Annotated in this window: 8 protein-coding genes; 4 read left to right on the top strand and 4 right to left on the bottom strand. The window is 44.2% G+C overall.

What is annotated here, in order from left to right; genetic code table 11:
* Window positions 1–88: 88 nt before the first annotated feature.
* The 4 genes from K6V21_RS24905 to purL form a co-directional block, all read right to left on the bottom strand.
* Entirely contained in the window at window positions 89–637 is a 549-nt protein-coding gene (locus tag K6V21_RS24905) for a chromate transporter (protein ID WP_118402441.1), read from the bottom strand.
* A gap of 48 nt (window positions 638–685) precedes the next feature.
* Complete coding sequence (locus K6V21_RS24900) at window positions 686–1,234, bottom strand: chromate transporter (protein ID WP_149925401.1); 549 nt, start codon at window positions 1,232–1,234, stop codon at window positions 686–688.
* A 44-nt stretch (window positions 1,235–1,278) separates the two neighbouring features.
* On the bottom strand, window positions 1,279–5,283 hold the full coding sequence (locus K6V21_RS24895; RefSeq protein WP_224320252.1) for a response regulator: 4,005 nt from the start codon (window positions 5,281–5,283) through the stop codon (window positions 1,279–1,281).
* 187 nt (window positions 5,284–5,470) lie between these two features.
* Entirely contained in the window at window positions 5,471–9,211 is a 3,741-nt protein-coding gene (gene purL / locus K6V21_RS24890) for a phosphoribosylformylglycinamidine synthase (protein WP_408912914.1), read from the bottom strand.
* 218 nt (window positions 9,212–9,429) lie between these two features.
* Here purL and K6V21_RS24885 point away from each other — a divergent pair, with 218 nt between their 5' ends.
* The 4 genes from K6V21_RS24885 to K6V21_RS24870 are packed head-to-tail and all read left to right on the top strand — an operon-like array spanning window position 9,430 to window position 13,145.
* A complete protein-coding gene (locus K6V21_RS24885) occupies window positions 9,430–10,083 on the top strand; it encodes a LysE family translocator (protein WP_044263364.1) in 654 nt (217 codons plus the stop codon).
* Between the two features lie 17 nt (window positions 10,084–10,100).
* Complete coding sequence (locus tag K6V21_RS24880) at window positions 10,101–10,643, top strand: DUF4924 family protein (RefSeq protein ID WP_224320250.1); 543 nt, start codon at window positions 10,101–10,103, stop codon at window positions 10,641–10,643.
* A 46-nt stretch (window positions 10,644–10,689) separates the two neighbouring features.
* Window positions 10,690–11,547 carry a dTDP-4-dehydrorhamnose reductase gene (gene rfbD, locus K6V21_RS24875; protein WP_224320249.1) on the top strand — a complete coding sequence of 286 codons (858 nt, stop codon included), beginning with the start codon at window positions 10,690–10,692 and terminating at the stop codon, window positions 11,545–11,547.
* 23 nt (window positions 11,548–11,570) lie between these two features.
* Complete coding sequence (locus K6V21_RS24870; RefSeq protein ID WP_224320248.1) at window positions 11,571–13,145, top strand: peptide chain release factor 3; 1,575 nt, start codon at window positions 11,571–11,573, stop codon at window positions 13,143–13,145.
* Window positions 13,146–13,258: the final 113 nt, after the last annotated feature.

Here is a 13,258-nt window from a genome sequence, read left to right as displayed (position 1 = left end):
AAGGATTGTAAGGTATGTGCAGATATTTTCTCTTAAAAAGGAAGGGAGGGCTTTTTCAGTGCCCTCGCTATAAGCTTCACCTTTTTTGTTAATACAATATGAAACCTGCTATTCCGCAGACTATAATCATCACTATCGGATTGACTTTATATTTCCGGGTACCCACAAAAGCCACCAGGAAGATGATGCAACTGACGATAAACGAGTACATATCTTCTTTAGGTGAACTAAAATTCTCAGTATTCATCAATATCAAGGCCGCTGATGCCAGAAGACCTACCACTGCCGGACGTAATCCGCTGAATACTGCTTCAACAGCCGGGTGTTTCTGGTATTTCAGGAAAAACTTGCTGATAGCCAACATCAGGATGAATGAAGGAAGCACTACTGCAAAAGTAGCGATGACAGAACCCCACACACTTCCGGTAGCCGTGAAGCCTACATACGTTGCCGAATTGATTCCGATAGGTCCGGGAGTCATCTGACTGATAGCTACAATATCTGTAAACTCTTGCGGTGTCAGCCACTCGTAACGTGTGACTACTTCACCTTGTATCATTGAAAGCATGGCATATCCGCCGCCAAAGCCGAAAAGACCTATTTTGAAGAATGTATAGAATAACTGGAGATAAAGCATGGGAGATTTATAATTTATAATTTATGATTTATGATGCGCAGCCAACTTTCAACTTTCAACTTTGGGATGGTGTAACCGTCCGTACAGGTATCCTCCTACACCGGCGATGATGATTACCCAGATAGGAGAGAAGTCCAACAACCAGATGATCAGTGCAGATACAATGGGTATCCAGACATTGTAACGGTTGATTTTTGCCGATTTCGCCATACTGAATGTAGGAGCGGCAATCAGTGCGACTACCGCCGGGCGGATGCCCTTGAAAATGCGCTCTACAACTGTATTGTCTTTGAAGTTATGGAAGAATAAAGCAATGGCAAGAATAATGAAGAATGATGGCAATATAGTACCTAAAGTAGTCACCAGACTACCACGAATTCCCCGTAGTTTATATCCTATGAAAATAGAAATGTTAACCGCAAGAATGCCAGGAGTCGATTGGGAAATGGCAAGTAAGTCTATAAAATCGTCTTTGGCGATCCACTTTCGTTTCTCCACAATTTCTTCCTCTATGAGTGGCACCATGGCATAGCCACCTCCGATAGTGAAAACTCCTATTTTAGAAAAAAGGCCGAATGCCTCTAAATAAATATTCATAGTTTTAATGTTATAATGTGATAATATGATATCACTCTACCACTTTATTCCCCTTCTTCTTTCTGTTTCGCATATTGGCTCGGGCTGACACTGAAATGCTTCTTGAATACTTCTCGGAAGTATTTCGCATCGCTGAAACCAGTCATTTCTGCAACTTCAGTTATGCTGTATTTCTGCTCTTTCAGTAGTTGTGCGGCACGTTTCAGACGTATCAATCGGATATAGTCTGCCGGAGCCTGGTCGGTCAGGGCTTTAATTTTATTATAGAAGCTGGTACGACTCATATTCAGTAATGAACAGAGCATTTCCACATTGAGTGCACCGTTATCCATATTTTCTTCCACATGCTTCTTGACGGAAGAAATGAATTTCCAGTCAAGGTCGGTGGAACAATTGGTACAAGTTGTGGCATCTTCATCATCATTCAGTTCCAGATTAGCATATTTATGTCGCAGCAAAGAGCGATTCGTCAGGATGTTGGATATCGTAGCACGGAGAATACCTATATTGAAAGGCTTCACAATATACTCATCTGCTCCGGTCTTCAATCCTTCAATGATGTTGCGGTCATTGTTCAGTGCTGTGAGCAAAATGATGGGGATGTGAGAGGTTTCAATATCATTCTTTAAGACATGACACAATTCGTCCCCACGCATTTCCGGCATCATGATATCCGAAATAATCATGTTAGGCATATATTCCTTGACTATTTCGAGTGCTTGTTTGCCATCGCTGCATACTTGTATGTTATAGTCGTCCGACAGTGTATTGCGGAGATATTCCCTCAACTCATCATTATCTTCCACAATCAGGATTTTCGGAAGATCACTGTTTTGCTGTTGTTTCTGTTTAGTTGCATCATAAGCAATGTTTGGCGTAACATTCTTAGGCACTCCCGATTCAGCATAAGCAACTTTCTCACTTCCCGGTTTCGGACTGTGAATAGCTTTTCGATAAGGTTTTTCACCTTTTGGGAATGTGACCTTAATACAGGAGCCTTTTCCTTCCGTGCTCGTAAAGTTGATTTTGCCTTTATGCAGGTGAACAAGTTTCCATACCAGTAACAGTCCGATACCACTACCCGTTACTTTCGAGTTGATGGCGTTACTACCCCGGAAGTGTATTTTAAAGAGCTTTTTCTGTTCTGAGGACGGAATACCAATACCCGTATCCTTTACTTCCACACTCCAATAGTCTTCTGTTTCTGCTGTATAGATATGTACGCTTCCACCTTCCGGTGTATATTTCAAGGCATTGGATATCAGATTTTTCAGAATCGAATCCATCTTATCCTTGTCAAGCCAGGTATTCATGTAGCGGAAATTACTTTCATAAGTCAGGCTGATACGTTTTACGTCGGCATAAGCCCGGAAAGCATTGATCATTTCCTCCATGTAGGTGCTCAACTCATATTCGGATACATATAGGGCACTGGAATAAGTGTCTGCACGTTCGAAGTTAATAAGATTGGTCGTCAGTCGCAACAGGGCGTTCACATTTCGTATGGCAGTATTCATATTGCTTCGTCCGCTCGGTGTCAGATTTTCCTTTTCACTGAGTTCTTCCAGTGGCGCTTTGATCAGTGTCAACGGAGTGCGAATATCATGCGCTGTATTGATGAAGAAACGTATTTTCTCATCCGAAGCCTTACGCTGTTTGCGCAGGATAATGACACGCAATGTGATAATGGCAATCGCGGCTACCACGGCGGCATAAAGTATTAATGCCCATATGCTGAGCCATAAGGGCTGTTCTATCATGATTTCCATGTCACGCTCTTCGAGAACGATTCGTCGGTCTTCACTGGAGATGGCACGTACCCGTAATGTATATTTTCCGGGACTCAGATTTGTGAACCGGATCATGCAATCTTTCTCAGGACGGCTCCATCCGTCATAGAAACCTTCCAGTTTCCAGGAATACAGAACCAATGACGGATAATCGTAGTTGATAGAAGATATCCGTAGAGAGAATATGTTCTGATTGTATTTCAGCTTTAACACTTGAGTTTCATCTATGTCCACTTCCAGCGGTGAACCCTCATCGCCGGGGTAAACGGTTTGATAGAATACGCGCAAATCGCTGAATATCATTTTGAACTCATAATTGCGTGGAATCATCATATCTTTGTGGAACTCTATTGCTCCGTCCGTACTTCCAAGAATGAAGTTTCCGTTTTTTCGCAGTACGCCTGATGATGCGTTGAAGTGATCGCTCTTCAATCCTTGCTCTTTGGTCCAGTTATGGAAAATTTTCCCCTCTGGGTAATAACTTGTCAGGCTGTTTTCGGTACTCAGCAGGACACTTTTATTCCCGTCCGGAAGAATGGTATATATGTTGTTGGAAATCAGCGGGCAGTTGTCTTTGTGGAAATGCTCGAACGACTTTCTATGATAATTGTAAATGAGCAATCCGGAATTACTGGTTCCTATATACAGAAGACTGTCAGCTATCTGATAAAGTGCGTTGATATAAAAAGACTCTATAGGCATCGAGATATTCTGAAACTTACCGGTTTCCTTATTTAGGAGATACAGTCCTGTGGCTGTGCCTATCCACATGTGTTGCGCATCCTTTTCTTTAATATCCGTGATGCCGCTTAGTCCCGGATAAGTGCGTATATTTTTGCGTGCAAAATCTATTTGTTTTAAATTATAATAGCCGCCGGACCAGATATTACCATCGGAAGTTTTCATGATAGAACGTATGTACTTATCCGGGCGGATATCACAATCGCCAAATGTAGAAGGAGTGAAGAACTCCACCTTCATCTGTTTTTTATCGATCTGGTAGATGCCCGAAGAGTATCCGCCTGCCCAGATGATGCCGGGTGATACCTCGCACAAAGAAATGAAAACATGGTTTTTGGTTATGTTGCCATTATCAAACACGCTGAGGAATGAGCGCCATTGCTTTGTTTTAGTGGAGTAGAGACTGATACCATTATTGGTAGCAAACCAAAGATCACCTTCGTGATCTTCGATGATGGCATTCACTTGGTCATTGATGAGTGATTGCTTGTTGCCGATAGAATGTTTGATCCATTCATAACTGGCATATTGATTGTTGCGTACTGTGATGCCGATAGGGTAATTAGCCATCCAGATGCGTTCATCATCTACATAGAAGTCGTAAATACTGTTGCCGTTCATGGCATTGTAGCTATTGTAATCCGCCACGATGTAGGGGGTGCACTCATAGGTATCCACATTCATTTTATATATACCGGCACCATCTGTAGCTATCAATATTTCTTTGTCATTGAAGGCTTTGATACGTGTAATGCTGACATCCTGCAAACCGACATTCAGCTCTACAGTTTGATGAATATTCATATCATACAGATAAATGCCTTTCTGGAACGTACCGATGAATAGTTTGCGGTTTGCTTTATGGAAATATAACTCGTTCACTTGCATCTTCAGTTTATCAAGCCAGTTGCATGGAGAAAGGTTGAGAACGTTGTCTTTTAATTCGGCATGATGTATGCCGACGTCTGTACCGATGAAATAATGTTCAGGGTCGATTTGCTCGATATCCGTAATACTTTCTCCGATATGGTTTTTGATAACGGTAGTTTTCTCAGTATTCGTATCGTAGAGATACAATGCTTCTTCGTTACAGAGCCATACAATATTGTTGCTGTCAATAAATCCATAGCTTACGGGAGTCGGATTTCCTTTTACCACTTCATCAGGTAGCTTGTATACAAGCTGAAAGCGATCATGTTTGGCATCATAGCGGAATACTCTTCCTTTTTTGCCTATTTCCCACAGTGTTCCATCCACACCAACATATAGCCAACTCAGATTGAGCATGGAGTTAACTTCTATTTCGCTGTCTATAAGCCGGTATTGCTTGAAATTTTTTCCGTCATAGCGGTCAATGCCATTGTGCGTAAGAAACCACATATATCCTTTCGGCCCTTTCTGAATGGCATATACCCTACGGTTGCTCAAGCCATCTTCTACGCCAAGATATTTATAAGTTTGGGCGATGCAGAAGGAGGAAATGTATGTGAATAAAAAGAAAATGATAAATTTTCTCATAACAGTTACGGTCGTTCGTTATTGGGGGTATTTGTGAAATTAACGCAAAAATATGCATTTTGTTTGATAAAAGCAACACGAAAGCAAGAAGAATAATGTTCGATTCCTCGCATTGTTTAGACGACAACAGGCGCAAGTTGTATATTATAACCTGCGCCTGTGTTTCACTTATAGATTGTAGTCAGAACTACTTAACCTTTTCTTCTACCCATTTACGTGCATTGACGAAGGCTTCCATCCATGGAGTGATCTGGTCGCTGTGCAGGCGGTCGGCAGGATAACAACCGTTCTGCCACGGGAAGATAGAGCGCTCCAGGTGAGGCATGATAGCCAGATGGCGTCCGTCGGCACTTGCTATGGCTGCTATGGAGTAGTCGGAGCCATTCGGATTGGCAGGATACTCGTCATAACTATATTTGGCTACCACATTATATTTATCTTCGTCGTAAGGCAAAGAGAATTTTCCTTCTCCGTGAGCTACCCATATACCGAGTTTGCTGCCACTTAGAGAGCCGAACATTACGCTGCGGTTGGTAGGAATGGTAAGTCCCAGGAATCTCGATTCGAATTTATGAGATTCATTATGCAGCATTTTACCGTTTTTCTTATGTTCGGGATTGATGAGGTTCAATTCCATCATCAACTGGCAACCATTACAAACACCCAATGAAAGCGTATCTTCGCGTGCGTAATACTTGTCGAGTGCTTCTTTAGCTTTCGGATTGAAGAGGAAAGCTCCTGCCCAACCTTTGGCAGAACCCAATACGTCTGAGTTGGAGAAACCACCACAATAAACAATCAGGTTCACGTCTTCCAATGTCTCACGTCCGCTGATAAGGTCGGTCATGGTGACGTCTTTCACATCAAAGCCTGCCAGATACAGGGAGTAAGCCATTTCGCGCTCACCGTTCGTTCCTTTTTCGCGGATGATTGCTGCGCGGATGCCTGTCGGTGTACGGCGGTTCGGGTCGATGCCATATTGAGAGAATTTACCTTTGAAGCCGGGCATGAAAGCGAATTCCAGTGGCTGCATCTTGTAGTTCTCGAAACGCTTCTTGGCGCAACCGTTCATAGATTGCTTGCGGTCGAGCAGGTAAGAAGTAGAATACCAAACATCACGCATATAGTCGATACCGAACTGATAAGTAGCGTCATCTTTAGATACGAGGATGTGGCGTTCATCGGTCGGCTTACCAATCTTCACAAAACCTACTCCGGCATCTTCCAATATTTGTTTTACTTCTTCCTTATGCTTGTCGCTTACCTGGATAACAATACCCGGGTTCTCGGCAAACAGGAGTTTCACGAGGTCGTGTTCCTTCATCTTGTCGAGATTGATTTCCATACCACCTTCTACATTGGCGAAGCACATTTCGAGTAAGGTAGTAATCAGGCCACCGGCAGAAATATCGTGCCCGGCAAGAATCAGTCCTTTGTTCACCAGTTCCTGAACGGCAAGGAAAGCGTCGCGGAAATATTCGGCATCTTGTACAGTGGGTACTTCGTCGCCAATCTTGCCCAATGATTGCGCAAAGGCCGAACCACCCAGCTTCAGTGTATCAAAACTGAAGTCGATATGATAAATCGTTGTCTTTTCGTTGTTGACAAGTACGGGAGAAACCACTTTCTTCACATCAGAAACTTCACCGCCTGCGGAAACGATGACGGTTCCCGGAGAGATTACTTTGCTACCGTCGGGATACTTCTGAGTCATGGACAGAGAGTCTTTTCCGGTAGGCACATTGATTTGCAGTGCACAGCAGAAGTCGCTCAATGCTTTTACGGCGGTGTAGAGACGTGCATCTTCACCTTCCTGTGAGCGGCAAGGCCACATCCAGTTGGCGGAGAGTGAAATACTGTCCATTCCTTCAGCCATCGGAGCCCATACCAGGTTGGTCAGTGCTTCGCTGACAGAAAGTACTGAACCGGCAGCCGGATCTGCCAGTGCAGCTTGCGGAGCATGTCCCAGTGAAGTAGCGATACCTTTCTCACCACGATAGTCGAGAGCAACCACGCCACAGTCACTCAGCGGTAATTGCAATTCACCCTGACATTGTTGGCGGGCAATCTTGCCGGTTACAGAGCGGTCTACCTTATTGGTCAACCAGTCTTTGCAGGCAACAGCTTCCAGCTGCAATACGTTCGTCAGATATTCGTGCAACTTGGATTGTTCGTATTTAGGCATTTCATAGTGGCGTTCCACGGTTTTGTCCACCATGTAAGTTTTGGGAGACGAACCGAACATCTGTTCTACGGCAAGATCGAACGGACGTACACCGTCAGCTTGTTGGAAAGCGAAGCGATGGTCACCGGTAGTTTCACCTACCACATACATTGGGGCACGTTCACGTTCAGCCACTTTACGTACATGCTCGATAGCTTCTTCTTCAATCAGCAATCCCATACGTTCCTGGCTTTCGTTGGCGATAATTTCTTTGGCAGACAAGGTTTTGTCACCTACGGGCAATTTACTCATGTCTATCACGCCACCACATTCTTCCACCAATTCGGAGAGACAGTTTACGTGTCCGGCTGAACCGTGGTCGTGGATGGATACCACCGGATTGTTGTCTTCTTCGCAGAGGGCACGTACCACATTGTAGGCACGTTTCTGCATTTCTGCGTTGGCGCGCTGTACGGCGTTCAACTCAATACCGCTGCTGTAGCGTCCGGTATCTACTGAAGATACGGAACCGCCACCCAAGCCGATACGGTAATTATCACCACCAATCACGACAACTTTGTTACCGGCTTCGGGAGTACCCTTCAGGCAGTCACGTTTCGTACCGTAACCCACACCACCGGCAAGCATGATTACTTTGTCGTAACCGTAGGTGGTGGAGCTACCAGCTACGGGGCTACCAGCTACAAGTGGCTGCGCTGAACTTGTAGCTCGTAGCTCGTAGCTCGTAGCTTCTTCACAATGTTCGAAAGTCAGTACAGAACCACAGATCAGCGGTTGACCGAACTTGTTACCGAAGTCGCTGGCACCATTGGATGCTTTGATCAGAATCTGTTCGGGAGTCTGATACAGCCATTGGCGTACCGGAAGGATTTCTTCCCAGGAACGATCTTCGTCTGTACGGGGATATGAAGTCATGTAAACGGCAGTTCCGGCAATTGGCCAGGAACCTTTACCGCCACCCATACGGTCACGAATCTCTCCACCTGTACCGGTAGATGCACCGTTGAACGGTTCTACGGTAGTCGGGAAGTTGTGTGTTTCAGCCTTCAGTGAGATAACGCTCTTAATATCTTTTACCTGGAAATAGTCGGGCTTTGAGTGGTCTGCCGGAGCAAATTGTTCAATTACCGGACCTTCGGCAAAGGCTACATTATCTTTATAAGCTGAAATGATTTTATTCGGATTCTCCTGTGTAGTCTTCTTAATCATTTGGAAGAGGGAAGACTCTTGTTCCACACCATCGATGATGAATGTCCCGCCGAAGATTTTGTGGCGGCAGTGTTCGGAATTGATCTGGGCGAAACCGAATACTTCGGAGTCGGTCAGTTTACGTCCAAGGTCTTGTTCTACTTTCTTGAGGTAGTCCATCTCTTCTTTAGAGAGTGCCAGACCTTCTTTTTCGTTGTAAGCTTCCAGGTCTTCGATGTGGACGATCGGTTCCGGCTTACGGTTGGTGGTGAATACTTCCTGATCCAGTCCCTTGTACATGCGTTGCAGCATCGGGTCGCGGTCGGCGTTTTCGTCCTTTACGGGGAAATACTCTTCGATGCGTGATATACCGCTCAAACCCATATTCTGGGTGATTTCCACAGCATTTGTACTCCAAGGAGTAATCATTTCGCGGCGTGGACCAACGAAATGTCCTTTCAGGTTTTCTTCACTTTCGGGGGTGGCTTCTCCAAAAAGCCAGCAGAGTTTGTCGCTTTCTGCCTGGGTGAGTGCGTGGTCACATTCTACGGCCATCACGCTCTTGGATGGGGTTCTGAAAAAAAGAATCATACTGATATTTTTGATTTTTCGTTCTTTGGCGCAAAGATATATAAAATCGTTGGTGCAGAGAAAGAAAAGGAATAAAAAATAGAGGGATGTCAAAAGTAAAGTATTGAGCGTTTTATAATAATCAGTCGAAAAAACGTTAACACAATTGGCTCGTCTCATAAAAAAGTACGATATTTGCAGCCATGATTGAGATAAGGACCATATTCGATATATTATGGAAGGGTTTTATTATTGGGGTAGTTGTGTCTGCGCCATTAGGACCCGTGGGTGTGTTGTGCATCCAGCGTACGTTGAATAAGGGGCGTTGGTATGGTTTCATAACAGGACTGGGAGCCTCGTTGAGTGACATTGCTTACGCCTTGCTGACAGGGTACGGAATGAGCTTCGTATTCGATTACGTAAATAAAAATATCTTTTATTTGCAGTTGTTCGGAAGCATCATGCTGTTAGCGTTTGGTATTTATACGTTTCGCAGTAATCCCGTCCAGTCCATCCGTCCCGTCTCAACCAACAAAGGCTCTTATTTTCATAACTTCATTACCGCCTTTGCCGTCACATTATCCAATCCACTTATTATATTCCTCTTTATCGGACTCTTTGCACGCTTTGCCTTCGTCAGTGAGGGGGTATTGGTGTTCGAAGCGGTTACCGGATATCTGGCTATTGCACTGGGAGCATTAGCATGGTGGTTCGGCATTACTTTCTTTGTTAATAAAGTCCGTACGCAATTCAACCTGCGCGGCATCTGGATATTGAATCGTATCATTGGAGGCATTGTCATTGTTGTGTCTGTGTTTGGGTTGGTGTTTACGTTGATGGGTGAGTCACTTTACTGAGAAGAAACTATAGAATCATGAAGATAGCGCAACAATTGAAAGCGAAGAATATCGCGGAATACCTTATATATATGTGGCAAGTGGAAGATTTGATACGTGCCAACGGGTGCGATATTGATAAGATCCGCGAAAGCATTATCTCCCGTTATCCGGAAGAAGAACATCCGGTGCTTGAAGAATGGTACGGTAATCTGATAGACATGATGCGTACAGAAGGGGTGAAGGAAAAGGGACATCTGCAAATTAATCGTAACGTAATAGTGAATTTGACGGAATTGCACGTAGAACTGTTGGCGTCACCGAAGTATCCTTATTATAGTGCGGCTTATTTCAAAGCATTGCCCTTCATCGTAGAACTTCGTCAGAAGAGTGGGAAGCAGGAGGAACCGGAACTGGAAACCTGTTTTGAGGCTTTGTATGGTGTTTTATTGCTACGCTTGCAGAAGAAAGAAATCACGGAGGGAACCGCAAAGGCGATAGAGGCCATCAGCAGTTTCATTTCTTTGCTTGCCAATTATTACGAAAAGGACAAGAAAGGGGAGTTGAAACTGGATGAATAACCGGAATAACTTTCGAAGATAGTAAATTGTAAATAATAGATAAAGCATGAGAGTATTAGTAACCGGAGCCAACGGACAACTTGGCAACGAGATGCAAGTTCTTGCAAAAGAGAATCCGCAACACACTTATTTTTTTACTGATGTACAGGAATTGGATATCTGTGACGAACAAGCTGTACAGGCTTGCATTGCAGAGAATCAGATTGAGGTTGTAGTGAATTGTGCTGCTTACACAGCAGTTGACAAGGCGGAAGATAATGAAGAATTGTGCCGCAAACTGAATCAGGAAGCTCCGGGAATACTGGCACGTGCTGCACAGGCCCATGGTGCTGCTATGATACAGGTTTCTACGGATTATGTTTTTGATGGAACAGCGCATATACCTTATAAAGAAGATTGCGAACCCTGTCCTAATTCAGTTTATGGCTTTACTAAGCTGGGTGGAGAAAAGGAGGTTATGCAGAATTGTGAGAAAGCGATGGTAATTCGTACAGCATGGTTATACTCTATTTATGGAAACAACTTTGTGAAAACGATGATTCGTCTGGGACGTGAGCGTGAGTCTTTAGGTGTGGTTTTTGATCAGATTGGTACGCCGACGTATGCGAAGGATTTGGCGGTTGCCATCTATGCAGCCATCAATCAGGGAATTGTACCGGGTATTTATCATTTCAGTGATGAAGGCGTATGTTCATGGTATGACTTTACGGTGGCTATACATCGCATTGCGGATATCACGACATGCAAGGTGAGTCCCTTACATACGGACGAGTATCCGGCAAAGGCACCGCGTCCGCATTATTCCGTATTGGATAAGACGAAGATTAAAAAGACTTTCGGCATTGAAGTACCTCATTGGGAAGAGAGTCTGAAAGTATGTATTGAAAAACTGAATGCCCAATAATAATATTATACCAAATTTTATATATGGCCAATAATAACGAAATTGAGAGGAGAAGAACCTTTGCGATTATCGCACATCCGGATGCCGGTAAAACATCTTTGACTGAAAAGCTGTTGCTTTTCGGTGGGCAGATTCAGGTGGCTGGTGCCGTAAAGAGTAATAAGATAAAGAAAACGGCTACATCGGACTGGATGGATATAGAGAAGCAGCGTGGTATCTCTGTAACCACCTCTGTGATGGAGTTTGATTACAAAGATTATAAGATTAATATTCTCGATACTCCCGGTCATCAGGACTTTGCCGAAGATACTTACCGCACGCTGACCGCTGTAGATAGCGTTATCATCGTAGTGGATGGTGCAAAGGGTGTGGAAACGCAGACGCGTAAGCTGATGGAAGTGTGCCGTATGCGTAATACGCCGGTCATTATATTCATCAATAAGATGGACCGTGAGGCCAAAGATCCTTTCGATTTGTTGGACGAGCTGGAAGAAGAGCTTGCTATTCATGTACGTCCGTTAACTTGGCCAATCGAAAGTGGTGTGCGCTTTAAGGGGGTTTATAACATCTATGAAAACAATCTGAATCTTTTCCAGCCCTCCAAGCAGGTAGTGACGGAGAAGGTGGAGGTCGATATCAATACCGAAGAACTGGATAAGCAAATCGGTGCGCAATTGGCTGATAAGTTGCGTGGTGAGTTGGAATTGATAGATGGAGTTTATCCTGAATTTGATAAAGAAGAATATCTGAAAGGTGAACTGGCACCTGTATTCTTTGGCTCGGCTCTGAATAACTTTGGTGTACAAGAATTGCTGGATTGCTTTGTAGAGATCGCTCCAAGTCCTCGTCCTGTACAGGCGGAAGAACGTGAAGTGGAACCGGAAGAGCCTAAATTCACCGGATTTGTCTTTAAGATTACGGCGAATATCGACCCGAATCATCGTTCTTGTATCGCATTTTGTAAGATTTGCTCAGGTAAGTTTACGCGTAATGCACCGTATCTGCATGTGCGTCATGGAAAGACGATGCGTTTTTCTTCGCCCACACAGTTCATGGCACAGCGTAAGACGACTGTTGACGAGGCTTGGGCGGGTGATATCATCGGCTTGCCGGATAACGGTACTTTTAAGATCGGTGATACGCTGACAGAAGGGGAAATGCTTCATTTCCGTGGTTTGCCGAGTTTCTCACCGGAGATGTTCAAGTATATCGAGAATGCTGACCCGATGAAGCAGAAGCAGCTTGCCAAGGGTATCGACCAGTTGATGGACGAAGGTGTGGCACAGTTGTTTGTCAACCAGTTCAACGGCCGGAAGATTATCGGTACGGTAGGGCAGTTGCAGTTTGAGGTTATCCAGTATCGCCTGGAGAATGAATATAGTGCGAAGTGTCGTTGGGAGCCGTTGAGCCTTTATAAGGCTTGCTGGATAGAGAGCGATAATCTTGAAGAACTGGAAGCATTCAAGAAGCGTAAGTATCAGTATATGGCGAAAGACCGTGAGGGCAGAGATGTATTCCTGGCTGATAGCGGTTATGTGCTTCAAATGGCTCAGATGGACTTCAAGAATATAAAATTCCACTTTACAAGCGAGTTCTGATTCGTATTCTGAATTGGGATTGACAGATACAGGGATGCAAAGAATAGAAACTTTGTATCCCTGTATTCTTTATATATAAGGATAATGAACTGGCTCGAGATATATTGGCTACT

Source organism: Bacteroides cellulosilyticus (genome assembly GCF_020091405.1).
Classification (GTDB): Bacteria; Bacteroidota; Bacteroidia; order Bacteroidales; family Bacteroidaceae; genus Bacteroides.
The sequence above is the reverse complement of the archived record's forward strand: the minus strand, read 5'-3'. Positions and strand labels throughout refer to the sequence as shown.

Coding starts and splice junctions, on each gene's coding strand:
- K6V21_RS24905 (WP_118402441.1), bottom strand. CDS start 637: ATGCTTTATCTCCAGTTATTCTATACATTCTTCAAAATAGGTCTTTTC.
- K6V21_RS24900 (WP_149925401.1), bottom strand. CDS start 1,234: ATGAATATTTATTTAGAGGCATTCGGCCTTTTTTCTAAAATAGGAGTT.
- K6V21_RS24895 (WP_224320252.1), bottom strand. CDS start 5,283: ATGAGAAAATTTATCATTTTCTTTTTATTCACATACATTTCCTCCTTC.
- purL (WP_408912914.1), bottom strand. CDS start 9,211: ATGGCCGTAGAATGTGACCACGCACTCACCCAGGCAGAAAGCGACAAA.
- K6V21_RS24885 (WP_044263364.1), top strand. CDS start 9,430: ATGATTGAGATAAGGACCATATTCGATATATTATGGAAGGGTTTTATT.
- K6V21_RS24880 (WP_224320250.1), top strand. CDS start 10,101: ATGAAGATAGCGCAACAATTGAAAGCGAAGAATATCGCGGAATACCTT.
- rfbD (WP_224320249.1), top strand. CDS start 10,690: ATGAGAGTATTAGTAACCGGAGCCAACGGACAACTTGGCAACGAGATG.
- K6V21_RS24870 (WP_224320248.1), top strand. CDS start 11,571: ATGGCCAATAATAACGAAATTGAGAGGAGAAGAACCTTTGCGATTATC.